The sequence below is a fragment of the Nocardia sp. NPDC055050 genome, assembly GCF_053608345.1.
The window spans coordinates 97,196-122,740 of the sequence record NZ_JBSGVG010000012.1 but is presented as its reverse complement, the minus strand read 5'-3'; the positions used below and the strand labels follow the sequence as shown (position 1 = coordinate 122,740).

General features: G+C 67.4%; 21 protein-coding genes. 15 read left to right on the top strand and 6 right to left on the bottom strand.

Features of this window, described 5'->3' with window-relative positions; genetic code table 11:
* Positions 1-77 precede the first annotated feature (77 nt).
* Together ACWGCN_RS15330 and ACWGCN_RS15325 are read left to right on the top strand one after the other, a co-directional pair.
* Positions 78-752, top strand: coding sequence for a response regulator transcription factor (locus ACWGCN_RS15330; protein ID WP_378989048.1), 675 nt, complete (start codon positions 78-80; stop codon positions 750-752).
* 10 nt (positions 753-762) lie between these two features.
* Entirely contained in the window at positions 763-1,848 is a 1,086-nt protein-coding gene (locus tag ACWGCN_RS15325) for a sensor histidine kinase (protein WP_452457834.1), read from the top strand.
* Positions 1,849-1,866: 18 nt separating this feature from the next.
* On the opposite strand, the gene ACWGCN_RS15320 is transcribed toward ACWGCN_RS15325, so the two are convergent.
* On the bottom strand, positions 1,867-2,442 hold the full coding sequence (locus ACWGCN_RS15320) for a TetR/AcrR family transcriptional regulator (protein ID WP_378989046.1): 576 nt from the start codon (positions 2,440-2,442) through the stop codon (positions 1,867-1,869).
* 99 nt (positions 2,443-2,541) lie between these two features.
* On the opposite strand from ACWGCN_RS15320, the gene ACWGCN_RS15315 reads away from it, so the two are divergent.
* The 7 genes from ACWGCN_RS15315 to ACWGCN_RS15285 all read left to right on the top strand — a co-directional run bounded on the left by ACWGCN_RS15315 (position 2,542) and on the right by ACWGCN_RS15285 (position 11,216).
* On the top strand, positions 2,542-3,507 hold the full coding sequence (locus tag ACWGCN_RS15315) for a quinone oxidoreductase family protein (protein WP_452457833.1): 966 nt from the start codon (positions 2,542-2,544) through the stop codon (positions 3,505-3,507).
* A 94-nt stretch (positions 3,508-3,601) separates the two neighbouring features.
* Positions 3,602-4,273 carry an HD domain-containing protein gene (locus ACWGCN_RS15310; RefSeq protein WP_387442857.1) on the top strand — a complete coding sequence of 224 codons (672 nt, stop codon included), beginning with the start codon at positions 3,602-3,604 and terminating at the stop codon, positions 4,271-4,273.
* Positions 4,274-4,405: 132 nt separating this feature from the next.
* Entirely contained in the window at positions 4,406-4,843 is a 438-nt protein-coding gene (locus ACWGCN_RS15305; protein WP_452457832.1) for a VOC family protein, read from the top strand.
* 63 nt (positions 4,844-4,906) lie between these two features.
* Positions 4,907-5,530: an alpha-ketoglutarate-dependent dioxygenase AlkB gene (locus ACWGCN_RS15300; protein ID WP_378989037.1), complete on the top strand. Its 624-nt coding sequence runs from the start codon at positions 4,907-4,909 to the stop codon at positions 5,528-5,530.
* Positions 5,531-5,636: 106 nt separating this feature from the next.
* Positions 5,637-7,610, top strand: a complete 1,974-nt coding sequence (locus ACWGCN_RS15295) for a UvrD-helicase domain-containing protein (RefSeq protein ID WP_452457831.1) — start codon at positions 5,637-5,639, stop codon at positions 7,608-7,610.
* A gap of 51 nt (positions 7,611-7,661) precedes the next feature.
* Complete coding sequence (locus tag ACWGCN_RS15290) at positions 7,662-8,855, top strand: serpin family protein (RefSeq protein WP_452457830.1); 1,194 nt, start codon at positions 7,662-7,664, stop codon at positions 8,853-8,855.
* A gap of 111 nt (positions 8,856-8,966) precedes the next feature.
* The gene (locus ACWGCN_RS15285; RefSeq protein WP_452457829.1) at positions 8,967-11,216 is read left to right on the top strand and encodes an NERD domain-containing protein; all 2,250 of its coding nucleotides are present in this window, start codon (positions 8,967-8,969) and stop codon (positions 11,214-11,216) included.
* A 135-nt stretch (positions 11,217-11,351) separates the two neighbouring features.
* On the opposite strand, the gene ACWGCN_RS15280 is transcribed toward ACWGCN_RS15285, so the two are convergent.
* Positions 11,352-17,096: a WD40 domain-containing protein gene (locus tag ACWGCN_RS15280; protein ID WP_452457828.1), complete on the bottom strand. Its 5,745-nt coding sequence runs from the start codon at positions 17,094-17,096 to the stop codon at positions 11,352-11,354.
* Positions 17,097-17,185: 89 nt separating this feature from the next.
* Here ACWGCN_RS15280 and ACWGCN_RS15275 point away from each other — a divergent pair, with 89 nt between their 5' ends.
* The 6 genes from ACWGCN_RS15275 to ACWGCN_RS15250 all read left to right on the top strand — a co-directional run bounded on the left by ACWGCN_RS15275 (position 17,186) and on the right by ACWGCN_RS15250 (position 22,799).
* Positions 17,186-18,439 (top strand): ArsB/NhaD family transporter, encoded by a 1,254-nt coding sequence (locus tag ACWGCN_RS15275; protein ID WP_378989032.1) that lies wholly within the window; start codon positions 17,186-17,188, stop codon positions 18,437-18,439.
* 72 nt (positions 18,440-18,511) lie between these two features.
* Positions 18,512-19,420 (top strand): hypothetical protein, encoded by a 909-nt coding sequence (locus ACWGCN_RS15270; protein WP_378989031.1) that lies wholly within the window; start codon positions 18,512-18,514, stop codon positions 19,418-19,420.
* Positions 19,420-20,109, top strand: a complete 690-nt coding sequence (locus ACWGCN_RS15265; RefSeq protein ID WP_378989030.1) for a hypothetical protein — start codon at positions 19,420-19,422, stop codon at positions 20,107-20,109. Before ACWGCN_RS15270 ends, ACWGCN_RS15265 begins: the two co-directional genes overlap by 1 nt.
* On the top strand, positions 20,088-20,960 hold the full coding sequence (locus tag ACWGCN_RS15260; protein ID WP_452457827.1) for an inositol monophosphatase family protein: 873 nt from the start codon (positions 20,088-20,090) through the stop codon (positions 20,958-20,960). The genes ACWGCN_RS15265 and ACWGCN_RS15260 overlap by 22 nt, the downstream gene beginning before the upstream one ends.
* 52 nt (positions 20,961-21,012) lie before the next feature.
* Positions 21,013-22,065 carry a hypothetical protein gene (locus ACWGCN_RS15255; protein WP_452457826.1) on the top strand — a complete coding sequence of 351 codons (1,053 nt, stop codon included), beginning with the start codon at positions 21,013-21,015 and terminating at the stop codon, positions 22,063-22,065.
* A 74-nt stretch (positions 22,066-22,139) separates the two neighbouring features.
* Positions 22,140-22,799, top strand: coding sequence for a hypothetical protein (locus tag ACWGCN_RS15250; protein ID WP_452457825.1), 660 nt, complete (start codon positions 22,140-22,142; stop codon positions 22,797-22,799).
* 62 nt (positions 22,800-22,861) lie between these two features.
* Here the strand turns inward: ACWGCN_RS15250 and ACWGCN_RS15245 are convergent, their stop codons facing one another.
* The 4 genes from ACWGCN_RS15245 to ACWGCN_RS15230 form a co-directional block, all read right to left on the bottom strand.
* Positions 22,862-23,128 carry a YciI family protein gene (locus tag ACWGCN_RS15245; RefSeq protein WP_452457824.1) on the bottom strand — a complete coding sequence of 89 codons (267 nt, stop codon included), beginning with the start codon at positions 23,126-23,128 and terminating at the stop codon, positions 22,862-22,864.
* A gap of 3 nt (positions 23,129-23,131) precedes the next feature.
* Positions 23,132-23,650, bottom strand: a complete 519-nt coding sequence (nusB, locus tag ACWGCN_RS15240) for a transcription antitermination factor NusB (RefSeq protein WP_378626982.1) — start codon at positions 23,648-23,650, stop codon at positions 23,132-23,134.
* A 2-nt stretch (positions 23,651-23,652) separates the two neighbouring features.
* The gene (gene efp / locus ACWGCN_RS15235) at positions 23,653-24,216 is read right to left on the bottom strand and encodes an elongation factor P (protein WP_067452307.1); all 564 of its coding nucleotides are present in this window, start codon (positions 24,214-24,216) and stop codon (positions 23,653-23,655) included.
* 64 nt (positions 24,217-24,280) lie between these two features.
* Positions 24,281-25,402, bottom strand: coding sequence for a M24 family metallopeptidase (locus ACWGCN_RS15230; protein WP_378989024.1), 1,122 nt, complete (start codon positions 25,400-25,402; stop codon positions 24,281-24,283).
* Positions 25,403-25,545 lie beyond the last annotated feature (143 nt).

The window sequence follows — 25,545 nt, the reverse complement described above, 5'->3', positions numbered from 1 at the left end:
GGCAGCATGGTGTTGCCGACGCGTATGCGGTTTCGGATACGCCGACGATATCCCCGGGCTGGGAGAATCGAGCGTCTATGCGTGTACTGATCGTCGAGGACGAACCCTATCTGGCGGAGGCCATCCGCGATGGCCTGCGCCTGGACGCGATCGCCGGCGACATCGCGGGTGACGGCGACACCGCACTGGAGCTGCTGAGCGTCAACACCTACGACATCGCGGTCCTGGACCGCGATGTCCCGGGTCCCTCCGGCGACGAGATCGCCGAATACATCGTCGCCTCCGGTAGCGGTCTGCCGATCCTGATGCTCACCGCAGCCGATCGGCTCGACGACAAAGCGAGTGGTTTCGGGCTCGGTGCCGACGACTATCTCACCAAGCCGTTCGAACTCCGCGAACTGGTCCTCCGGCTCAGAGCGCTCGATCGCAGGCGCGCGCACAACCGGCCACCGGTGCGCGAGATCGCCGGGTTGCGGCTGGACGCGTTCCGCCGGGAGGTCTACCGCGACGGCCGCTACATCGCTCTGACCCGCAAGCAGTTCGCGGTGCTCGAAGTGCTCATCGCCGCCGAAGGCGGGGTCGTGAGCGCCGAGGAACTCCTGGAGCGGGCGTGGGACGAGAACGCGGACCCGTTCACCAACGCGGTGCGTATCACCGTCTCGGCGCTACGCAAACGGCTCGGCGAGCCCTGGGTCATCACCACCGTGGCCGGTGTCGGGTATCGCATCAGCGACGGGCGAGCGCGTGGGTAGGGCGCCCGGATTGAGTGTTCGCCTCAAACTCACCCTCAGCTACGCAGGCTTCATCACGGTCGTGGGTTCTCTGCTCATCGCCGCTGTGGGTGTCTACTACCTGTGGTACCTGCCCGAGGGGTGGATCTACACCAGCGGCGGCGATTTCTGGATCGATCGCGGCATGCTGCTACGGTCCTTCGCGCCGTTCGTGACCATTGTGATGGCTTTCCTGCTGGCGATCGGTCTGGTGGGCGGATGGTTCCTCGCCGGTTGGATGCTCACCCCGCTGACCCGTATCACCGCCGCTACCCGGACCGCCGCGAACGGCTCACTCGCCCACCGAATCCGGCTGCCGGGCCGCAGCGACGAGTTCCGCGAACTCGCCGACGCCTTCGACATCATGCTCACCCGGCTGGAAGCACACGTCACCGAACAGCGTCGATTCGCCGCCAACGCCTCCCACGAACTGCGCACGCCGCTGGCGATCACCCAGACCCTGCTCGACGTGGCCCGCGACGACCGCACCCACGACACCGGCGAACTGGTCGACCGCCTGCACGCCGTCAACACCCGAGCGATCGCTCTCACCGAGGCATTGCTCCTGCTCAGCCGCGCCGATCAAGGGTCGTTCACCCGAGAACACGTCGACCTCTCCCTGCTCGCGGAAGAAGCCGCCGAAACGCTGCTCGCCCTCGCCGAAGAACACGGCGTGAGCCTGGAGACCTCCGGCGAGGTGACGCCAACCATCGGTTCGCACGCCCTGCTGTTGCAGCTGACGACGAACCTCGTGCACAACGCGATCGTGCACAACCTGCCCGCACGCGGCATCGTGTGGGTCACGACCGGACTGTGCCCCGAGACCGTGGTGCTCACCGTCGAGAACACAGGCCCGGTCCTCGACCCCCTGGTGGTTTCCACACTGGTCGAGCCGTTTCAGCGCGGCACCGAACGCGTTCGCACCGACCACGCGGGCATCGGCCTCGGCCTGGCGATCGTCGACAGCATCACCGCGGCACACGGTGGAACCCTCGCACTCGATCCCCGTCCGGCCGGCGGACTCCGCGTCACCGTGCGGCTTCCGCGTCGGCCACTTCCGCCGACAGCACGGCGGTAACGGCTCCGACCCGGGCGTTCAGGGAGCGCGCAGCACCGAACGCACCACTTCCGCTACCGCCGATCGCAATCGGTCGACCTCGTCCGCCCTGGCCAGTTGCTGTGCGAGTTCCCCGCCGACTGTCGACAACAACAGCGCGCCCACGGTGTCGGCGTCGATATCGGGACGGACTTCGTGCAGGAGCGTGCCGATGTGCTGCGCCCAGAACGTGTGGAATTCGGCGCTGCGCGGATGTGGCGGCATCGCCTGATAGGCCGCGATCAGCTCCACGTCGTCGGTGACCATGCGCGTCATCGCATCGAAGAAGGCGAGTAGCCGGTCGGTCGCCGGCGCGCCCGGTCCCAGCGGCGGTGGGCCGCTCGACACCGCCGCCATCAACGCGACGGCGCCCTCGGCGACGAGCTCGTAGAGCAGGCCCGCGCGGCTGCCGAACCGGTGGAAGATGGTCCCCTTTCCGACACCTGCCGCCGCGGCCACCCGATCCATCGTCACCCCGGCCGCGCCGTGTTCGGCCAGCAGCGCGGCGGTGGCATCGAGGATCGCTCGACGGTTGCGCGCGGCATCGGCGCGTTCGGTGGGACGTCGGTCGGTCATCGCACCCGCTTTCTCGGCACCCGCCGATCCGTTGACAAGTTGACCGACGGTCCATATCGTTCGAGATATCTGGACCGGCAGTCAACTTATGGAGTTCTGATGCAGGCAATCGTAATGACCCAGACCGGCGCACCCGACGTTCTGGTAGCGCGCGAGATCGGCGAACCTCGCCCCGGCGAGGGACAGGTCGTCCTCCGGGCCGAAGTGGTGCCGGTGCTCTACCCCGAGACCAAGGTTCGGGCCGGCGCGTTTCCGTTTCCCGCGCCGCTGCCCGAGGTCTTCGGGTTCCAGGCGGCGGGCACGGTGATCGATATCGGCGCGGGCGTCGATCGGGCATTGCTGGGCGCCCGGGTGGTCGCGTCGACCCGCGGCTTCGGCGCCTACGCCGAACTTGTTGTCGCCGAAACCGATTCGGTGACCACGATCCCGGCCGACCTGACCATCGAGCACGCCGCCGCGATACTGATGCCGGGATCGGTGGCACTGGCGCTGATGCGGACCGCGGGTGTCGCGGCGGGCGAGACCGTCCTGGTCGAAGCGGCGGCTACCGGTGTCGGCAGCTGCCTCACCCAACTGTGCGCCGCCGCGGGCGTGCGCGTCATCGGCACCGCGGGCGGGGAACAGAAGGCCCGGCTCGCGCGCGAGCGCGGCGCGCACGAGGTGCTCGATCACACCGCGCCCGACTGGGCGGATCGGCTGGCCGATCTCCTCACGGACGGCACGGTCGATGTCGTGTTCGATTCCATCGGGGGCGCATCACTGACGCCGCTGCTCGACCTGATCACGCCCCTGCGTGGCCGAATCCTCAGCTACGGCTGGCTCGACGGCGCTCCCGCACAGCTGGGCGTCACCGAACTGATCCTGCGCGGGCTCACGCTCACCGGCTGCGCGGGCACCGCCTGGCTCGGCGAAGTCGCCCGGCAGCGATCGGCGGCACTCACGGCAACAGCACAGGGCCTGCTGACACCCGCGATCGACTCGATCCTCCCCCTCGCCGACGCCGCGCGGGCACACCGAATGCTGGAGGACAGAACCGCTTTCGGCACGGTGCTCCTGCGTCCATGAACCTTCAGTCTCCTTGAAACTCGAGGTATGCTTCAACCAGCCTGAAGGTTGGTGGACGTCACGCAACCCGGGCACACCGATAGGAGCAAACCTCATGTCACAGGCCACATTCGGCGTCGACTCGCTGGCACTACCGTCCACCCCACTCGCGATCGAGACCCACCGGCTGATCAACGAGGCCCTCGAAACATCCGTATGCCATCACAGCGTTCGCGGGTTCCTGTTCGGGCGCGCCCACGCCGCCGAGCAGGGCCTGCGGCCCGGCGCGGACTACGACGAGGAGCTCATGTACCTCATCTGCGCGCTGCACGACATCGGCCTGTCCGAACGTGCCGTCGGCACACAGCGATTCGAGATCGACGGCGCGGATTTCGCGGCCGAGTTCCTCGAAGCGCAGGGCATCGACGACGAACGCGTCGACATCATCTGGGACGCCATCGCCGCACACACGACAGGCCTCAGCGACTCACCCGTATACCGCCGTCGCCGACCCGCCGCCATCTGGATCGCGGTCACCGGCATCGGTCTCGACGTCGGCGGCGGCCCCGACGATCTGCCCCCGGGATTCGCGGACCTGGTCCACGCCTCCTATCCACGTCTCGGCGGCACGCGAGCTCTCACCGACATCATCGAACGTCAAGCCGTCGCCGATCCGCGCAAGGCACCGCCGGGCTCGCTGCCGGGCGAGATCCTCCGGCTGCGGCATCCGGAATTGGTGCCGTACACGTGGGACACGGTTCTCGACACGAGCGGCTGGCAGGACTGAGATGTCGAGAGCGCCCGGGCGGCTCCGTCCCAGGGTTACGAGAGCCGAACGGGCCTCGAGACGACGAGCGTCAGCGCGTCCGAAATCGATCGACCCGGCCAGAATGAGCCGGACGAACCCGAGGAGAACATCATGACGGTCCATCGGATGGATCATGTCGGCATCGTGGTCGACGATCTCGCGGCTGCTGTCGCGTTCTTCGTCGAACTGGGCCTGGAGCTGGAGGGCGAAGCCACAGTCGGGGGCCAATGGGCAGACGACCTGCTCGGATTGACGGGCGTCCGAGCCAACATGGCCGTCGTTCGGACACCCGACGGCCACAGCCGGGTCGAGCTCTCGACGTTCCGCTCGCCGACGACCACCCTTGCCGCGCCGAACGCGCCGGTGAACATCCCCGGCATCCCGCGCCTGACATTCGTCGTCGACGATGTCGAGAACGTCCTCGACCGCCTGCGCGCCCACGGCGCCGAACTCGTGGGCACGCTCGCCCGCTACGAAGACATCTGCCGCTACGCCTATGTGCGCGGCCCCGACGGCGTCCTCCTCGGGCTGGTCGAGGAACTCCGCTGAGCGACACTCGCACCACAAGCCGTCTATCGAACATACATTCGAACACGTTGTAGACTGGGGCTCATGTCGCTGCCCCTGCAAGGTTCACTGTTCGACGGTGATGCGATTGCCCTGGGTTCGATCGAGGCGATCCGGCGCACCCCACTCGACGCGACCAGCTGGGTCGATGTGCTGCCCGGCTGGCTGAGCGGCGCGAGCCGGCTGTTCGATCGACTGGCCGAACGCGTTCCCTGGCACGCCGAACGCAGGCCGATGTACGACCGGGTCGTGGACGTGCCGCGGCTGGTGTCGTTCTTCGGGGAGAACGACCCGCTCCCCGATCACATCCTGGTCGATGCGCGGGCGGCCTTGACCGCGCATTACGCGGCGGAACTCGGTGAACCGTTCCGCACGGCCGGGCTGTGTTTCTACCGCGACGGTCGGGACAGCGTCGCCTGGCACGGCGACACGATCGGCCGCGGCGCCACCCACGACACGATGGTCGCGATCGTCTCGGTCGGAGCGCCGCGCGCTCTGCTGCTGCGCCCGCGCGGCGGTGGCGCGAGCGTCCGGTTCACGGCCGGGCACGGGGATCTCCTGGTGATGGGCGGGGCATGTCAGCGCACCTGGGAACACGCGGTCCCCAAGACCGCACGCCCCGTCGGACCCCGCATCAGCATCCAGTTCCGCCCCCGCGGGGTCCGCTGACCCGACGACGTCCGTCGGACTGATTCGGTCGAAACACTTTCTGTTGCTTGGTAATTCATTGATACTCGAAAGAACGGAGTATTACGGACCAAGCGGGGTGGCCGAGATGACGTCCGGTAATGATGAGGAATTCCTGCGTCTGCGTGCGGAAGAGGCGCTCGCGCAGAGCGTGGTCGGGCTGACCGGGCGTTTGCGTGGCGTCTACACAGCGTTGCTATTGGCGGGTAGACAGCGATGGCGGCTGTCGGTGTACCGGACCCAGCCCGCTCCGACTGGTCGGTGTGACGCGCTGCTCATCGGGCCCGGTGGAGTGTTCGCGCTCGCCGTGGTCGACGAGCTGCCGGACGACGACCAGGTGCGGCGGCTGCGCGCACAGGCCGAACAGCTGTTTGCCGGTGTGTCGATCGGACCGAATCGCAATGAGTTCGTCCGGGAGACAGTCGAGTTGGTGTTCGTTCTGCCGCCGGGCCGACGTGCCGGCGGCGATGGCCGGTTCGTGGTCGTCACCGACGCGACGGTGCGCACACTGATGGGTCGGCGATCGGTGATGCCCGCACGGTTGGCAGGCGACCTCGCCGAGCACACCGCCCAGCGCCATCGCGACTATCGTCCGATCGCCCGGCTCGCTCCCGCGCAGCCGCCCGCCGAGACAGACGGCCTGCTGGAGGTGGAAACGCTACATACCGACCATCTTGCCGGTGCGCTGGCCAAGCCGTTCCCGACCTGGCTGGCTTTCCTCGATCCCGCCCAGCTCGCGTTGGTAACCCGCAATCACAACGGTCCGGCACGGATCGTGGGTCCGGCGGGGTCGGGGAAAACGGTACTGACGCTACACCGGATGGCACATCGGGCCCGCCGCAGCACCGGACCGCTGCTGTTCACCACGTTGGTGAAGAACCTGCCGCCGTGCCAGGAGTCGGCGTTCGCGCGGTTGCTGCCCGATGCGGCCGGGCGGGCGGAGTTCACGAACCTGCACGCGTGGGCGCAGGCGTTCCTGACCGAGCGCGGGATTCCGATGAGAATGGAACTCAAGCGGGCCGACACAGCCTTCAACCTCGCGTGGGGGCGAGTCGGCAGGTCGGGCCCACTGGCGGAGATCTCGCCCGCGCTCCCCTACTGGCGCGAGGAAGTCGATCGGGTGATCAAGGGGCGTGGACTCGCCTGCGACGACGCCGGGTTCACCGCCTACGCCGAGGTGGATCGGCGTGGTCGCCGAGTGTCGTTGCGTACCGGTCAGCGCCGACACGTGTGGGAGCTGTACCAGGCCTACGAGGCGTACCGGACCGAGTGGGGATGCTTCGACGGAAACGATGTCATCACCGCAGCGCTCGACGAACTGCGCGCGCGTCCCCTCCGGCAGCCGTACGCGATGGTCGTCGTCGACGAAATGCAGGACATGACCGTGCAGAGTGTGCGGCTGGTTCACGCGCTGACCGGCGACGAACCCAACTCCCTGCTGTTCGTCGGCGACCGCCAGCAGCAGATCTACGCGGGCGGCTGGCGATTCGTCGATGCCGAAGTCAATATCGTCGGGCGCAGCGAGAAGCTCACCAAGAACTACCGCAACCGCCGGGAGGTCCTGCGACTCGCGGCGAGCCTGCCGGGCGCACGACCCGTCGAGGACCTCGATACCAGCGAACGGCAGAGCCTCGATCTCACCGACGCCGCCCTTCCCGACGGCTACGCCGGACGGCAGTACTGCACGCGGGCCGAGCTGCACGGTCATATTCGTCGCCAGCTGGACAATATTGTCGCCCAGGGCATCTCGCTGTCGGACACCGCGATCATCACCATCACCAACGCCGAAGCGGAAGCCGTGCTCCGCCGATTGCGCCGCTGGGGGATCGCCGCGCAGGAGCTCGTCGAGTACCGCTGCGCCGACACCGACAGCGGCGTCAAGGTCGGCACGGTCTATCGCGCGAAGGGCTTGGATTTCCGCGCGGTGATCCATCCGTTCGTCGAGCCGACGCCGCCGGGTACCGACGCCGAACGGGAGCGTCAGGATTTGATCATGCGCCAGCAGTTCGTCGCGGTCACGCGGGCCAGGGACTATGTCTGGCTGGGGATCGTCCGGGGCTGACGGATGTCGGCGACGTGGCGGATTGTCGGTCGCTGGTCGTAGGATCCGGGGATGGGGAGTTCACTTCTGCCGCATGTGCGGGCATCGAACGCGCTGACGGGGCGGTGGTGCGAAACGTTCGAGGGCGGGGACGCGGTGGTGTCGGGGGCCGGATTGTGGCCGTTGCTCGCTGTGTTGGCCGGGGCTGCTTCCGGCCCGGCCAGGGATGAGCTCGCTGCCGCGGTGGGAGTTCCGGCGGAGCAGGCGCATGCGGCGGGGCTGGACATGCTGAAATCGCTGGATACTTCGCGGGAGGTGTCGACGGCGATCGGGGCGTGGGTCCGGGCGGGGCTGACCTTGCGCGAGGAGTGGGTTCGCAGCATGCCCGCCGGGACGGTCGGTGAGCTGGGCGATCCGGCGGCACTGGATGCGTGGGCGAACGAGCAGACCCGGGGGTTGATCAAGAAATTTCCGGTACCGATCACCTCGGACACGGCGCTCGCGCTGGCGACCGCGCTGATGGCACGCACCCGCTGGGTGACGGCGTTCGACGAGATCCTCTACACACCGGAAACCGGTCCGTGGCAAGGACATCGGGGACCCGGCCTGTACCGCACGAGCCATCCCGACGGCAGTGTGTCGGTACTCGACGACGAAGTGACCCGGGTGATCGTCACCGGCAAGGGCGAACTCGACGTGCACGTGCTGATCGGCGCGAATCCGCGGCACGGTCTGGCCACTGGCCTCGCAGCTCTGGACGGGACCGTCGAGGTGCGGACGGAACTGCCTGTCGGCACGACGGCACCCTGTCTATCGGTGAGTCGACGGGAGACCTTCGGCGGTGGCGACTCCGTGGTGCTGACCATGCCACCGTTCGAGGTGGAGAACAAGCACAACCTCGCTCGCCATGCGGCGATGTTCGGCCTGTCCACCTCGATGAACGTTCCCGGTTCCCATTTCGCTGGACTCGCAGCTGATCCGCTGGCGCTGGACGCTGCGGGTCAGGACGTCATCGCACGCTTCGACGCCGAAGGCTTCGAAGCGGCTGCCGTCACGGCCGTGGCAATGCGCCTCGGCGGCGTTCCGCAGAAGACATGGTCGACGATCACATCGGTGAACGTCGACCGCCCCTTCGGATTCATCGCGGTAGACCGGCCGACCGGCCTCGTCTTGGTCGCAGGTCAGGTCACGAAGCCGCCGGTGGAATGGGTTCGGCCGGTCGGTGTGGAACCGGCGGGCAGACGAAACCCGGGGCCGCCGTGGTGAGATCGGTAATCGACATTGCCGAAGCCGTTGCTCAGCAACAGGATTCGGTTTCGATACGGCTAGTGGAGGCCGTATCCTGGTAGCAGTCCGCAGTCAGGTGCACAGGGGGTCGTGGTGATCGTCGTTGTCGCGGACGAGAGCGAACTCGAAGGCGCGGAACAGATCGTCGGCGCGGCGCTCCGTGACCAGGCGTTTCGGGCGGGCGGCGTCGCCGTGTTCCGCTGTCACGTACCGGAGAACCGGGGTGGGTCGGTCGAGGTCGACGCGTTGGTGTGCACGCCGCAGAGCGTGACCATCGTGGAGGTGAAGGGTTTCACCGCCCGTCAGGAAGGCACCCTCGCCACCCCACCGAACGGCCCGTGGACCATCGACGGCGAACCGGCGGCGCTCTATCACGCCGTCCGGGTGCCGAACCCGTTCGTCCAGGTGCGCCGACAGGTGTTCGCGGCCAAGAGCCTGCTGCAGCAATCCGGGATCTTCGGCTGGGTGAACGCGGTGATCGCGCTGGTCGCTCAGCCCGGCGCCGAGATCACCATCGAGGAAACCAGGATCGCCGACGGGTACCGCGCGGTGCTGATCGATCGCGACGACGCCGGCGCGTTGCACGACTATTTCCAGGCCGAGAGCGGGCGTACGGTCCGGCTCAGCATCGATGACGTCACCCGGGTGTTCGGCGCGTTGAACCTGGGCCATCTGTTGCCTTCCCCCGATGAGCTGACAGCACAGGGCTTTCCGGCCGCGCTCGACCCGGCGACCACTTCCCGGCCCATCGCCCCGACCGCTGTGGAGCTCGGCTCCCCCTCGGAGACAGCTGTTTCCGACACCACATCGGATTCCCCTGCGGCGTCGACCGGTTCGGCTCGCGCATCTACACCCGCGTTTCTCGCCGCGATCGACAGACTCGCCCATCGACCCCCTACCGCGGCTCATCCCGAGGATCCGACGTCGGTGCCCGCTGAACGCGAGACGGAATCCCCTTCTTCGAGTGAAGGTTTCACCGGCGCGCAAGCCGACGAGTCCGACGACGCGGCGTTATCGGCCACAGCGATCGGACCGCCCGACGAGCCGATACCCAGCACCGAATCCGCCGAACCGATGACTGACCGAACTTCACCCCCCGACGGTGCCGAACAAGACTCGGCCCAGGACGACAACCCGGAGCACGAGCCAACCGCTGAGGGCGCTGCTCCGGATCGGGAAAGCGCCACACGCGCTGAGCCTTTCGACGACGACACGATCGATCTGGACGAACCCGCGCCCGGTGAAGTAGCCGAATCATCGGACGGTCAGCCCGAAAGCACTGTCTCACTGAGCAAATCCGTCGCCGCCGATGAATCGGTCGCGATCGACGATCCACCGACCGATGGCATCGAACGCCACGAACCCACGCCCGGGGACGAAGTGGCCGCTGCGGGCACATCCGCTGGTACCGGCGAAAACCGCACTGCCGAGTGGGCTCCCGCAGTCGGTACAGTGGCCGCGTCGGGCGCTGCTGCCGCGGTCGGTGCCGCCGGGTCGGCCCGCGAGACCGAATCGCGAAGTACCCCTTCCCCGGCGTACACCCCCGCCGTCGCACCGTCGTATCGTTCCCCGGAAACCCCAGCGCCCCAGCGACACCCGGAGCACTGGTCCGATTGGGTCGAACACGACCGAACGACGCGGCAGCCGACCCTCTCGCAGAAATGGCGGTCGTGGCGTCGCGGGGACGGCCCGTCACTGCTCGAGCGGTGGCACAACCGTCCCGTTCGGGAGCGGAGTGCCCCCAGGCGGGGCCTGCGAGTCGGGCCCGGTGTCGCTTTGCTGCTGTTCATCGCGCTGTTCGGAGCCGGGTTCTTCGCGATCGCGGCGGTGCAGGCGAGCCGATTCGAGATGTCGGACTACGACCGGATGTGTGGCGAGGACAAGAAGCCGTTCCCGAACGCCGCGCCCTACGAGCGCGACGGCGCGCGCCCGATCTATCTGTCCGGTGACCTCACGACCATGGTCCACCCGAACGATCCGACCGCGTGGAACCCGGACGACCCGTCGACCGTGCAGCTCATCGCCTGCATGAAGCAGCTGGAACTGCGCGACCTCGTGCAGACCTGCCAGTACGGCCCCTCCCCCGGCGCACCGGTGGGGCGCACCGTCAACCTCTTCCGCGCCACCTACGAGGTCGCCGTCTACGAACTCCGTACCGGACGCGAGGTCGCCAAGGCCACCATGCTCGGTGAACGCTATTCCGACAACCCGGCCAACACCGACCAGGACCGCTGCCGGGCGGCCGCCGACGCCCCCGACTATCTCGGCCGCCGCCTCGGCCAACCCTCGACAGCCCAGCTCACCGGCTTCCTCGCCCCACTGGTCCACGCCCCCCGCTGAACCGCTTGACCTCGAGCGCACTCGAGGTAGCAGGATTCACCTCGTGCCCCGAGCACAACCCGACACCGCGCCTACCCAGCGTCGGTCGCGCCTCCGCCGGTTTCCTCGTACACCCACCGGCGGAGGCCGTCGGGCTCACAGCGGGGCATCTGCGGCGACCCGCACGACCTCGGCGAGATGCGGATCCAGTTCGCCCGACTCGAAGCGAGTCGTGCCGATCACATGCCAGAACTGGCCCGCGACGTTGCCCTCGTATTTGTATCGCCCGTCGGGGGTCAACGCGGCCCATCCTTCGGGCAGTCCGAGCAACACCGCGCGAATCGAGGGCGCCGCCCCCTGATCCGCCGCACCGGACCACAACACGACGTTTCCGTCTTCGCTACCGCTGGCGAGTAGATCGCCCGACGCGTCGAACGCCAAGGTCGACACCCGGCGGCGATGACCTTCCAAGGTGTGCAGATGCCGACCGGTGTCCATGTCCCACAGCCGGATCACCAGGTCGTCTCCCGCGGTGGCGAGGATGCCCCGCTGGGCGTCGACGGCGGCCGACCAGAGTTTTCCGGTGTGCCGCGTCAATTCGTGCACCGGCTCGCCCGACGTGACGTCCCAGATCCGTGCCGAGCCGTCCCAGGAGACGCTGGCGACGCGGTTGCCGTGAAATGCCACCCCGTACACCCGGTCTCGGTGCCCGCGCAGAGTGTGCAAGCACCGCCCCGACTCCACGTCCCAGATCCGAACGACGGAGTCGTCGCAGCCCGAGGCCATCAGCGCCCCGTCCGCGCTGAAGGCCAGGGACCGAACCCTGCCTCGGTGCTCGCGGTAGATCCCGTACTGGGCACCGGTCGCACGGTTCCAGATCGTCACTGTGTCATCGTCGTTCGCCGTGGCGATCAGTTCACCGGAGGGGTTGAACGCGATCGCCCAGATCGGCGCATCCTCGATGCTGATGTGGCGCTCATAGGAGTCGGCGTCGAGGTTGAACAGGCTGAGTCTGCCGTCGTTGCCCACCATCGCGAGCTGCCCTGGTCGCACCGTGCTGAACAGCGCCGACTCGAAGGTCAGCAGGTGGTCGTCGCTGCCGGTCAGCGTGCGAACGAGACGTCCGGTGACGGTGTCCCACAGCCGGACGACGCCGTCGTTGCCTCGGGTGGACAGCATCGCCGAATCGGCGCTGAAGCCCACCGCTGTCGTTCGGCGGCCGTGCCCGGTGAGCAGGTATCGGCAGGCTCCGGTGACCGGATCCCAGAAACGCGTGGTGAATTGGTCGTCGGTCACCACGAGCTGGGCGCCGTCGGGCCGGAAAGCGAACGGCCAGATGGATCCGGTGTGGGCGGTGAGACGATGCCGCAGCTGACCGGTCTCGGACGCACGCAGGCAGACGAGCCCCGCACTGTCCCCGGAGGCCAGCAGCTCTCCCGACGGGTCGTACGACACCCAATAGATCGCCGCGCTGTGTTCGGTCGGCGCGTGCAGCACTTCTCCGGTGTCGGTATTCCAGACGCGGAGCAGCCCGTCGGTGTCCCCGCTGGCCAGCACGTCCCGGGACGGGTGGAAGGCCAGCGTGTAGATGCGTCCGGTGTGACCGGTCAACCTGCCGGTGAGCGTGCAGGTGACGGGGTCCCAGAGCGTCAGTAGTCCGTCTACTCCACCCACCGCTATCCGGGTTCCCGACGAGTCGAAGGCGATGCGGTAGGCGGCGCCGCCCGCTGCCTGGAATTCCCCTGTTTGCCTGCCGGTTTCGATGTCCCACAGGCGCACCATGCCGTTGCCGTAGGCGGCGGCCAGCGTCCGACCGTGCAGGGCGATGCTGTAGATCAAGGTCATGCCGTGTTCGGGTGGCAGACACTCGTGACGCAGATCGCCGCTGGGCAACGACCACAGCCGCAGCACACCACGCGCGTCACCGGTGGCCAGCAGATCACCGCCGGGACCGAGCAGCACCGGCCACGGCCACTGTTCGTGCCCCCGCAGAATCCGGCGGAGTTCCCCACTGACGGCATCCCAGATGCCGACCGTTCCGTCGCCGGAGCCGGTGATCAGGACCTGGTCGGTGTACGCGACCGCGAAGGTGCGCGCGCGGTGGGTCTGCAGCATCCGCAGTGGCCGGCCGGTGTCGGCGTCACAGATCAGCACGCCCCCGTCGTCACTGCCGACCGCGACCGTACTTCCGTCCTGGCTGTACGCGACGGGCTGGGGCAGTCTGCCTCGACTGGCGTGGAATCCGTGCCGAACGCCCAGTGCGGCAGGCGCGAATTCGGTCTGCACCGATCCGCCGGGTACTACGGCCGCGCCGCGCAGATCCGCCCCCGAGGCCTGGCCGATCACGTCCAGGAGTGCGGCGCGCTGCCAGCGGCTACCCCTGCCACGCGCGCCGGTCAGGTCGGTACGGATCAGGCGCGCCCTGGTGAGATCCGCGTCGGTCAGATCAGCGCTGACGAGGCGTGCGTCGTCCAGCCGCGCCGCGACCAGCCGCGCACCGCGCAGCACCGCGTGGGTCAGATTCGCGCCGATCAACCGCGCACCACTGAGATCGGCGCCGCTCAGATCGACCCCTTGCAGGTCGCGGTAGGAGAGGTCCTCGCCGGCCAACATCGCGCCGCGCAGGTCCGAGCTCGGCGCCGTGCGCAGCCGGGTGGTGATCCGCAGCGCGTTGGTGCGTGAGTTCGGGTCGGCGTCGGAGTCGGACAGCACCGACTCCGCCCAGGTACGCAGCGTGCGCGGGTCGGCGAGATCGCACAGGAAATCTATGATGAGCAGCGACAATTGGGCTTGCGCGAGGTGTGGTGCACTCACGCCCGCACCGAGTAGGCGGGCGAGGTGATCGGCCACCAGCCATTCGGTCACCGAGGAATGGATGAAACCGAACAGGTCGTCGTCGGTACGCACCAGCAGGCTGCCCGAACCGATGGCGTGCGCCGACTGCTGCACCGACATGCGATCGCGGACCGCGGTGTCGGTGAGTTCCCGTGCCACTTCCGACAATTCGGCCGCACGCAGATAGGGCCTGCCTGTCTCCCACACCCGCAGCGCGAAAGCCGTTACCGCCCTCCACAATTCGTCCAGTCCCAGTCCCGGCAGCGATCCGGCCACGGTAGCCGTGCGATCCACCTCGTAGCGAAGCCAGGAATCGAGGATCTCCCGATACAAGGCGGCCGGGCCGATGGCATTGGTTGTTCCTGCGGCCGCGCGCAACCGGCGCTCCTCGAGATCGGCGATGAAGCTGAGCATGCGCGGGTTCTGTGCCAGCCCGAGCAGGTCCTGGATGCCCCTGATCAACTGCATTCTGGCGTCGGCGCGCCGCGTGTCACCCCCGTAGCGATTGGTGAGGAAGGTATGGATCTGTGGCGGCGCGAACTCCTCGATGCTGATGATGCGCCGGTCGTCGAGCAGACCCACCCGCTCGCCCAACGCTGTCAACACCTGGGCCCTGGACTCGAAGTGCTGAGTCCGGCTGGCCACGATGATCTTCGCCTTGCCGACGGCGGCCTGCAGGAGGGTCTCGAGATGGTCGGCGGCGAACTCGTAGCTGATCCTGGTCACCAGTTCGTCGAAGCCGTCGAACAACAGCACCACCCGGCCTTCGCGCAGCATGTAGCGCAATGCCTTCAGATCGATCCGGTCTTCGCCGTGATTGGCCAGATGGGCGGCCACCAGTCCGTCGACCGAGTGGGTCTTGTCGAGCGCCCGCAGGTCGATCAGGATCGGAATCAGCGCGGGCGTCGACTCGCTGATCCGGCGGGCGAGCTCGCGCAGCGCGAACGTCTTGCCACGCCCGAAGTCACCGAGCAGGAGTACGAACCAGCCGTGATCGGCGGTCACCACGCCCATGAGTTCGGCGATCAGATCGTCGCGAATCGCGGTTTCGTTCTCCTCCAGCAGCCGAAACCGTTGTGGTACATACAATTCGGGTGGGTAGCGCCGGTCGGTGCGCAGGTCGAGCACCTGACGGGCGAGATAGCCGGTCAGATCGAGCATGCCCTGGAATTCCAGGAAGCTGCGGATGCGCAACCCTTGACCCGCTGCCTCCTCCCGCAGCGAACGGGCCGGAACCGCGCCACGATAAACGAGCTCGGATCCGAATTCCGGGTCGTGCGCCAGGAAATCCTCGACCACCTGTCTGGTCAGATCTCCCACGTGGGCGCCGATGCGCCACTGCGCCGCCATCCCGTCACGATGATGGGTGACGAACAGGTGTGGCGGGTCCGCCTCGACCCGCCTGATCCGCGCGCCGGGGTAGCGCGCGGCACAGACCTCGATGACGCGCTCCAGCAGACGCCCCTGCGGATCGACCACGGGCGCCGAGTCACCGGCCTGTTCATCGGAATCCGGATCTTCGGTCCCCGCGGATTCGATCATCTTCGTCTCGGCGGGCGCGGACAGGGCCGCGGCCACATTCGACCAGGACACGGGGATGACCGTGCGTTCGACCTCTCGATCATGGTGCTGGGCGGGATAGCGCGACATGCCCTCGGCGGTCAGGTGGATGATCTCCGCGCTCCCCGGGGCCGCGGCGGGCAGCACCGGCAGCACGCCCCCCAGCAGATCGGCGTGCACGCCACCGGGTCCCGGCCCGTGCAGCAACACATTCAACCGGTTGCCGAGCAGCCGGGAGACCGTCGTCGCGTCACGAAGAAGCGCTGGGTCGGTTCGCGCGGCCCCCGCACCCGGCATCGGATCGTGGCGCACCACACCCAGGCGTAACCATCCGCGTGCCTCGAACGCGCGTAGTTGCTCGGAGAACCACGCGACCTGGGTCTGCCCCACACTGCCGTAGTCGTCTTCCTGACGATGCGTCGCGGCGATCGTCGAATTCAGTCCCGCGACGACAATTCGCAAGTCCGCGATGGGAAACAGGGTCCATGGTTGCCCGGCGTCGAACACCAGATGATCCAGGCCCTGGTACAACTCGCCGAACATGCGCTCGAACTGTTCGAGTTTCTCGAAATACGGCGGTTGCGGCAGCCGGTCGCGTGACTCGCAGCGCAGAAAGTAGCTCTCGCACGCCTTCTTCGACACGTCGTGATTGCCGGGTACGACGATCAGGCGATCAGGCTCGAGGCCCAGCAGAATGCGCAGGCCGGTGAGGAAGGCAAGCGCGTCGTCGACCTCGCGCGGGTGACCCGATTCGGTGAGGTCACCGGAGACGACGATCACATCCGGTGACGGCACGCCCTGATCGGACAGGTGGATGACATCGGCCCAGATACGTGATTGCAGTTCGCCGGGACCGTCCGGCTCGTCGCGCCCGAACAGACCGCGCCCGAACCGGGGGCCCGCGACATGCAGCACCGAGAGCCCGTTGCGCGCTTCGCGTGAACTGCCCGCGCCCGGAAAGCTCGGTGGCACAGCGGGAGTCCGCCGACGCTCCACGGCCTGTGCCGGGCCGAAACCATTCGGAACGGGCCGATCCCGCACCGCCGCACCGGAACCCGACGGGAACTCCGGTCCGCGCGCCGGTTTGGCTCGACCGTCACGCATGTGACCGACGCGATCGAGCAGGGTGTTCCGCGCGGTCTCGGCGCTGGCGACATTCACCAGATCCAGATAGGTGCGCGTGGCGAGCAGACCCTCCAGCGCGCAATCGGCGACCCGCACCGGCAGCAACTTGTGCTCGTCGGTGCGAATTGCCGCCTGCCACTCCATCGTTCCGTAATGGGAGGTCAGGTAGCTGTCGGACAGGATGGCGATCACGATGGCCGAATCGCGCACACCACGGTCCATGAAGTCGATGAAGTTCGTCCCCGGCACGAAGTCCCACGCCTGGATCAGCGTGCGGAATCCGGCGGTCTCCAATTGCCACGCCACCCAGGTGGCCCAGCGTTCGTCAGCCGGCGAATAGCTGATGAAGAAGAATTCACGTGCCCACCCCAGGTCCGTCACACCGTCGAGTATGCGCCCGAATGATCACCGCGGCAGACTCTTGGCAGGACGAGCACGCGTCCGGTAAGCCGCAATGCGATCATGGATCGGTGTCCGAAAAGGTCGACCCGCACCGCCGCGTCACGCCACCGCAGTGGTGGGCACGGCTACCACGACCACGGCTGTCGGTGCTGGATCGGATTCGCGTCGGCCTGCTGCTCGTCGGGTTGACCTTCGTCGCGACCGGACTGCTGCCCCGCGCCGAGGCGGCGGCGAACCTGCGTCGCGTCGGGCCGTTGCTGCTTTTTCTCGCCAGCGTGATCGTGCTGGCCGAACTCACCAGGGAAGCCAAGGTTTTCGATGTCATCGCGCATCGGATCGCGATCGTCGGACGCGGAAACTACCTCGCCCTGTTCGCACTGTGCGTGACGTTCGCCTCGGCGACAACGATTCTGCTGAACCTCGACACCACCGCCGTGCTGCTGACCCCGGTCATGCTCGCGCTCGCGGGACCGACACGCATCCCGCCGCTGCCGCTGGCGATCACCACGCTGTGGCTGGCCAACACCGCCAGCCTGCTGTTGCCCGTATCCAATCTGACGAATCTGCTGGCGGCGGATCGGATCGCCAAGAGCTCCACCGAATTCGCGGCGAGCATGTGGGCGCCCCAGCTCGCCTCGATCACGGTGACGATGCTGTTCCTGTGGCTGTGGTACTGGCGTCGTGATCGTCGCGACGCCGACCGCTACGTGCCGCCGGAGCCCATCCGCACCGAGGGAATGCGTGCGCGGACATTGCTTTACGCGACCGCCGGTGCGTGCTTGCTGTTCATCCTCGCGATTCCGGTGGTCGGTGATCAGATCGGTCTCGCCGCGGTGGTGGCCGCCGCGATCGCGGTCGTCGCCTTCGCGATTCTGCGGCCCGCAGCGCTGCGGTGGTCGCTGATCCCGTTCCAGTTGCTGATCTTCGTCGTCGGATTGTTCCTGGTGGTGCCGACATTGAGCCGATGGGGACTCAACGACATCATGCACGGCCTGATCGGCGTCGACGACGGTGTCGCCGGGGCGTTCCGCGCGGCGGCCGCGGGGGCGGGCCTGTCCAACGTGGCCAACAATCTGCCTGCCTACACCGCCGGGGAATCCGTGATCCCGGTGGAGAACGGGACACAGCTGCTCGCGCTGCTCATCGGCACGAACGTCGGGCCGGTCGTCACGCCGTGGGCATCGCTGGCAACGCTGATCGGACTGGAGTTCTGTCGCACCCACGAGGTGCGCGTTCCGATGCTCCGGTTCGTCTGCACCGGATTCGCACTGGCCGTGGTCGCGACGGCCGCCGCGGTCACCGCGCTGCTGCTCATCGCCTGACTTCTCGACTTCCCGACCCGCCGACCCGGTCGCGCGGCCTATCCTGGAATCACCGAACTGGGAGGGGGCGGGATGTCGCGACTGCTGAACTGGTTGCGTACCAACGTCGATGGCGCGCTGGCGCTGACCATCGCGGTGATCATCGGCGCGATCGCCGTGATGGATCCACTGTCGAATCAGATCGAGCTCGAACCGGCGGTCATCGACGGCGCAGTGCTGCTCGTGCTCGCTCTGCTCGCGACCACCCTGCTGCGTGACCGACGGATCGCCACCAAAGCGGTCCGCGACGCGACCGCGGTCCATCTGCTCTACGGACCCGAGATCGGCCACGCGCACACCCTCGCCCGCCGCGACACCGAGCAGTGGATCTTCAAGGGCGGCACCGGAACCTACATTCGAGCCGTCACTTTGCGCGCGTGTGTGGAGAACGCGCGCCGTGAACAACGCCCCCTGCGCATGCAGATCGAGATCCTCGATCCGTCGAACGAGGCGCTGTGCAAGACCTACGCGCAGTTCCGGTCCTCGCTCACCCCGGAAGCCGACCGCACCGGCGAGCAGTGGACCACTGAGCGCACTCGCAAGGAGGCCTACGCGACGGTGCTCGCGGCGTGCTGGTACCGCCAACGGTTCACCTTCCTCACCATCGACGTCGGGTTGTCCGCGGTGATGACGACCTTCCGTTGGGACCTCTCGTCGAGTTGCGTCATCGTCACGCAGGACAACCCGAACACCCCGGCGCTCATGTTCGAACGCGACCGGCCCTACTACCGTGACTTCAGCCGCGAACTGGTCGCCAGTTTCAAACAGACCCGCCAGGTTCCGTTGTATCGGTGCGAGGACCTGCCGTTGGCGGACGAACCCTCCGTCGACCAGACCAGGCGACTCTTCGACGCGCTGGGATTGGGTCTGCCGACCTCGTTCACCGACCGCGACGTCGCCGACATCGTGCGCCGTGCGCTCCAGCCGAGAAACCCGTACTGATGCCCGCCTACACCCGGCTCCGTTCGCTGCTCACCGCTGCGGGCGCGACCGCCGAGGTGCGTGCCTGGGTGCACGATTATCTGGCCGACGTGGCAGCAGGCGTGGTCGAGGTCGTTGCGGTCCGGCATCCGTTGGGGTTCACCTGTTTTCCGGTGTGGCGACAGGAGGGCCGCGGCATCTGCCTGCATGTTTGGAGTACCGACCGGCCCGCCGCGCCGACGACATCGATGGTGCACGCCCATAGCTGGAATCTGGTCAGTCATGTCCTGTACGGCACGGTCGTCAACGAGATCATCGATGTCTCGGCCGATTCGGACGCGGGCACCCATCGGGTTTTCGAGGTTCGTAGCGACACCGACGGCGATACCGTCCACGCCACCCGCCGCTCGGTCCGATACCGCAGCCGATCGCGCGAGGTGTTCCGCGACGGCGACGTGTACACGTTGCCGCACAGCGAGTTCCACGTCACCGATGTGTTGAGCGCCGCCGCCACCATCGTGTTGGGCGAACACATCCCCGGCGAGCTCGACCTGTCGCTGGGCGATCCCGGCACCACCGATCATCGTGTCGAACGCACACCGCACAGTTCCCAGCGAACGCGGGAGCTGGCCGAAGCCGTCCTGGCGCGCCTGCGAACGGATTGCCCCGCGAATGGCCTGGAGGAACGGTGCGACACAGCGAATTCATAGATCTCACACTCGAACGCGACGTCATCGAGCGCGCCGCCGCGACCGCACGTGACACCGCGATCCGCGCCGGGCAGCTCATCCACTCACGTCTGACTCAGCCGCTCGGTATCCGGGTCAAGGACGCCGGCGGCGACCTGGTCAGCGATCTGGACCTCGGCGCCGAGGAGATCATTCTTCGCGATCTGCGCCGAGCGTTCCCCCACCACCGCGTCATCGCCGAAGAATCCGGCGAACTCCGCGGTGAGCCGGAATGGTGCTGGTTCGTCGACCCGCTCGACGGCACCAACAATCTCGCGGTCGGTCTGCCGGTGTTCAGCATCGGTATCGCGTTGTGCCACTTCGGGACCCCGGTTCTGGGTGTCGTGCACGAACCGATGACCGGCAACACCTGGTCGGCCATTCGGGGACGAGGCGCGGCAGGGCCGCACGGTGCGCTGCGACGCCAGGTGCCGCCGCGACCGCCCGGCGATCCAGTGCTGGCATGGTTGCAGGGGTATCCGGTCGGCCGTACCGACACCACCGCCATCGCCCTTCGACTCGCGCTGGAAACCCATTCCCGACGTCTCATCCAGCTGTGGTCACCCCTGCTGTGCTGGATCATGCTGAGCCGTGGGCTGATACACGGATTCGTCGGCTACCGCGCCGGGTTGATCGACTTCCCCGCAGGTAGCCTGATCGCTCGTGAGTGCGGCATCGAGATCACCGACTTCGACCGAACTCCGCTGCCCGAATCCATCGATGATCCGTCGAGCGAAGTGAGCTTCCTCGCCGGTGGGCCGGTCGCTGTCGACGAGCTGGCACAGCTCGTGAAGTCCGTCGTGCGCAAACCGGAGCCTCCCGCTAGCCTGTAGCGCATCGCACCGGACGAATGACCGGCGATGTCGGCGAAAAGGGGTGGCCGCCATGAGTTTTCCCGCACGCATCGTCGCTGCTGCGGTGTGGATCAAGAGCAATTTCGAAAGCGCGATCGCCATTGTTCTTGCTGTCACGCTGAGCGTGCTCGGGCTGGTCGACCCCACCAGGCAAGAGCTGCTGACCAAGGTCATCCCACTCACTCTCGGCGTGATCGCCTTCGCCGTTCTGCGTGACCGATGGCGACAGGAGGCGATGAACGCACAGGTACGACAGTCCCTCACCGAGATCGCGCACACGCTGGACGAGCTGAACGACCGGCGCGACCGGGCCTCGGCGATCGACGAACTGCTCACCAGCACCCAGCGCACGCTCGACAGCTTGTCGGCCGTCCGATTCGCCAAGGGCGACGAGGTATCGGAAGTGCTCGCCGAGGCACGGACCGAAACCGATCGCTGGATCTTCAAAGGCGGGACCGGGGCTCACACCCGCGTTGTCACGCTGCCCGATTGCTTGCACCGAGCTCATCGCAATCGCCGAGAGCTGCTGGTCCGCCTGGAAATTCTCGATCCGACCGATCGCGACCTCTGTTCGCGTTACGCCGCGCTCTACCGCTCGCTGGCCGAAGGCGCCGACGACGACGCGCGCACCTGGACGGCCAAGGGCACTCAGATCGAGGTGTACGCCACCATCGCCGCGGCATGCTGGCACAAACAACGACTGCCGCAGCTCCTCGACATCCAGATCGGCCTGACGTCGTCGGTGTCGCTGTTCCGGTGGGACCTGTCCACCCGCTTTCTGATCGTCACCCAGCGCGGACCGCGGTTCCCCGCCATGATCATCGAGCGCGACCGCCCCTACTACGACTCCTGGAACATCGAACTCAGGACCAGCTTCGCCGAATCCCGGCCGGTCGCGATCGACCGCGCGACGTCCGTACGGCTCGACGACGAGCCGACTGTCGAACAGGTACGCGACCTGTTCGACACCCTGGGCATGGGCCTGCCCGGCGATTTCGACGATGCCGACGTCACCGACATCATCACGAAAGCACTCCAGGACCACGATCGAGCGGTCCGGGGCGCGGGCGACACGGCAGCGTAGGGCTCGCCCCGCGGTATGGGTCCGAGACGACAGCCGCGATGCGAGTTCGACTGCGCCGGTGGCAAGCTGGCGGGGTGGAGCAGCCGAACATCCCGCAGGGACAACAGACCGGGCAGCCGGCGCGACCGAGTGATCAGTGGCGACCGCCCCGCGGTCGTCGCACACGGCCGGGCTATCGGGAGCAACAGGCGCGCACTGCGCGCTTGTTCGGCGGCAAACGTAAGTGGGTTCTGCTCGGGCTGGTCGCGCTCGTGCCGATCAGCGCGGTCGGGTTGATGGCCTGGGGTCTGCTCTCGCCGCGATCGGACACGGAGCGAACCGGCGATTGCGGGTACTACACCGATCCGACCCGCGGTGGCTGGGACTTTCATCGACGCGCATGCGCCGACCCCGACGCGGCGTTGATCATCACCAGCGCGTGGAGTACGCAGAAATGCGCGACCGGTGACACGGACTTCTCGCGGAGTCGCCGGAAGTACACCAGCAGCCCCATGAAGTACCTGTGCACTCACCTCAACGCGAAAGTCGGTGAGTGTGTCAACGACCCGGGCAACGTCAAGCTCCATCTCGACCGTCTACGCAAGGTCCCCTGTGGCGCAGGGACATTCGAGGTCGATACTCGCGTCGAAGCCGAGGACCGGAACGTCTGCGACGCGACGCGGAAGCGGTTTCGCGAGACGAAAGCGGTGATCCACACCTCACCGGCGGTCTCGTTCTGCCTGCACAAGATCTGACCGGGCCCGCGTACGACAACAGCCGCACGTTCACTCGGAACGTGCGGCTGCGGGAACGGGATTCACGCCGAAACGGTGATTTCCCATTCGTGGATCGTCAGATCCGAGGCGCCGGTGGTGTGCAGCGGGTCGGAGTAGGCGATTGTTGTTGCGGCGGTGAGGCTTTCGGCCAGGATGACATAGGCGCCGCCGGTGCCGTCGGTGAAGCCACCGCTTTCCTGGAGTCGGCCCTCAGCGAGCAGTTCCCGCAGGAAGCTGCGGTGCGGTTCGATCACCGAGGCGTCGAACGCCGGGGTGCGTTCGGCCATCACGAGGTACTTGCGCGCCACGCCTCAGGACTCCGACTCGCCACGCGCGGCCTTCGTGGCGGCCGTTGCGGCCGCGGCGGCGCGGACCTGCGGCGCCACCTGCACGACCTGGCCGAGCACGCCGTTCACGAACGACGGGGAGTCGTCGGTGGACAGTTCCTTGGCCAGCTCGACAGCCTCGTCGACCGCGACGACCGGGGGCACGTCGGTGGCGTGGAACAGCTCCCACACCGCGATCCGCAGAATGGCCCGGTCGACCGCGGGCAGCCGCTGCAGAGTCCAGTCCTGGAGGTAGCCCTCGATGGTGCCGTCGACCCGGTCGAGATCGTCGGCGACGCCCTCGACGAGGGTGGTGGTGTAGGCGTGCACGGGAGCCACGCTCTGGTCGCGGGTCGCCAGCTCAGCGCGATCCGAGAGCAGCACGGAGACGTCGACATCGCGCGCCTCCGCTTCGAACAGCAGGTCCACGGCCCGGCGGCGCGCCTTGTGGCGCGCGCCGAGCTTCTTGAACGAGCCCTTCTTGTCTGCCGGGGAGTCGGTCACGATCAGCCGTTGACGCGGCCGAGGTAGCTGCCGTCGCGCGAGTCGATTTTCAGCTTGTCACCGGTGTTGATGAACAGCGGAACGGCCACCTCGGCGCCGGTTTCCAGGGTGGCGGGCTTGGTGCCGCCGGTGGAGCGGTCGCCCTGCAGGCCGATGTCGGTGTGCTGCACGACCAGCTCGATGGTGACGGGGAGCTCCACGAACAGCGGCGCGTCCTCGTGCACGGCGACCTGCACGCCCATGTTCTCCAGCAGGAAGCGGGCACCGTCACCGATGGTGGCCTCCGGGATGGAGATCTGGTCGTAGGTGTCACCGTCCATGAAGATGTAGTCGGTGCCGTCGTGGTACAGGTAGGTCATGTCGCGACGGTCGACGGTCGCGGTCTCGACCTTGACACCCGCGTTGAAGGTCTTGTCGACGACCTTGCCGGACACGACGTTCTTCAGCTTGGTCCGCACGAACGCGGGTCCTTTGCCCGGCTTCACGTGCTGGAATTCGATGATCTGCTGGAGCTGACCGTCGATCTTCAGCACAAGGCCGTTCTTGAAGTCGCTGGTGTCCGCCACTGTCCTCGGATCTCCTCTTTCGTATTACTGCGTACTGGGGGTTACTGCGTTCTGCGCGCCGACGTCAGTCGACGACGATCAAGTCCTTGCTGGTGCGGGTGAGCAGTTCCGGGCCCGCTTCGCGTACCACGAGCGTGTCCTCGATCCGGACCCCGCCGCGGCCGGGAAGGTATACACCAGGTTCGACGGTCACCGCCACACCAGCCAGAAGTGTACCGGTACTCGTTTTCGCCACTCCGGGTGCTTCATGGATCTGCAGCCCGACGCCGTGACCGAGACCGTGCACGAACTGCGGGCCGTACCCCGCCTCTTCGATGATCATCCGGGCCGCCGCGTCGACCTCGCTGGTCTGCGCGCCGGGTTCGAGCGCCTCGGTGCCCGCGCGTTGCGAGCGGGCGACCAGTTCGTAGATCTCCCGCTGCCAGTCGGCGGGGGTCCCCAGGACCAGGGTGCGGGTCATGTCGGAGTGGTAGCCGTTGACCACCGCGCCGAAATCGAACTTCACGAAGTCACCGGTGGCCAGGACGGCGCCGGTCGGCCGGTGGTGCGGGATGGCCGAATGGGCGCCCGCGGCGACGATCGTCTCGAACGAGATCGCATCGGCACCGTGCTCGAACATCGCCCATTCGAGGTCGCGGGCGACCTGTCTCTCGGTGCGGCCCGGACGCAGCAGGCCCCGCTCGAGCAGGGTGGCCAGCGCCTTGTCGGCGGCCGTGCACGCCGCGCCGAGCTGGTCGACCTCGTAGGGATCCTTGACCATCCGCAGCTGTTCGACCAGACCCGAGGTGGGGACGAGTTGCAGCCCGGTGCGCAGCTCCTGGAACGCGGTGTGCTGATCGACGGTCACCACGTGGCTCTCGAAGCCGACGCGACCGAGCTGCCATTCCCCGGTCAGCTCGAGAACGCGGCGCGCGGTGGCCCGGCAGATCTCGGCCTGCAGATCGGGGACCTGTTCGGCGACCTGAGCGGAGTACCGGCCGTCGGTACCGATGACAGTGCGGTCCTCGGCTCCGCGCATATCCCACGAATGCACCAGCACAACGGCATTGGATCCGGTGAAGCCGGTCAGGTAGCGGATGTTGACCAGATCGGTCACCAGCAACGCGTCGACACCGTTTTCCACCAGCAGGCTCCGCAGGGCACCGCGCCGGGCCGCGTAATCGGGAGCCGTGTAGTCAGCACACATGGGTCAACGCTACCGCCCGACGGGCGACACGTCGGCACGCGATACCCAGGATTTCGTGTCGGTGGGCGAGGTGGATACAGCGTTGTCCACATGCGCGGACGTTATCCACATTCTCGGGTACGGCCCACTTTCGGCGGTCGCGG

Coding starts and splice junctions, on each gene's coding strand:
- ACWGCN_RS15330 (WP_378989048.1), top strand. CDS start 78: ATGCGTGTACTGATCGTCGAGGACGAACCCTATCTGGCGGAGGCCATC.
- ACWGCN_RS15320 (WP_378989046.1), bottom strand. CDS start 2,442: ATGACCGACCGACGTCCCACCGAACGCGCCGATGCCGCGCGCAACCGT.
- ACWGCN_RS15315 (WP_452457833.1), top strand. CDS start 2,542: ATGCAGGCAATCGTAATGACCCAGACCGGCGCACCCGACGTTCTGGTA.
- ACWGCN_RS15310 (WP_387442857.1), top strand. CDS start 3,602: ATGTCACAGGCCACATTCGGCGTCGACTCGCTGGCACTACCGTCCACC.
- ACWGCN_RS15305 (WP_452457832.1), top strand. CDS start 4,406: ATGACGGTCCATCGGATGGATCATGTCGGCATCGTGGTCGACGATCTC.
- ACWGCN_RS15300 (WP_378989037.1), top strand. CDS start 4,907: ATGTCGCTGCCCCTGCAAGGTTCACTGTTCGACGGTGATGCGATTGCC.
- ACWGCN_RS15295 (WP_452457831.1), top strand. CDS start 5,637: ATGACGTCCGGTAATGATGAGGAATTCCTGCGTCTGCGTGCGGAAGAG.
- ACWGCN_RS15290 (WP_452457830.1), top strand. CDS start 7,662: ATGGGGAGTTCACTTCTGCCGCATGTGCGGGCATCGAACGCGCTGACG.
- ACWGCN_RS15270 (WP_378989031.1), top strand. CDS start 18,512: ATGTCGCGACTGCTGAACTGGTTGCGTACCAACGTCGATGGCGCGCTG.
- ACWGCN_RS15265 (WP_378989030.1), top strand. CDS start 19,420: ATGCCCGCCTACACCCGGCTCCGTTCGCTGCTCACCGCTGCGGGCGCG.
- ACWGCN_RS15255 (WP_452457826.1), top strand. CDS start 21,013: ATGAGTTTTCCCGCACGCATCGTCGCTGCTGCGGTGTGGATCAAGAGC.
- ACWGCN_RS15230 (WP_378989024.1), bottom strand. CDS start 25,402: ATGTGTGCTGACTACACGGCTCCCGATTACGCGGCCCGGCGCGGTGCC.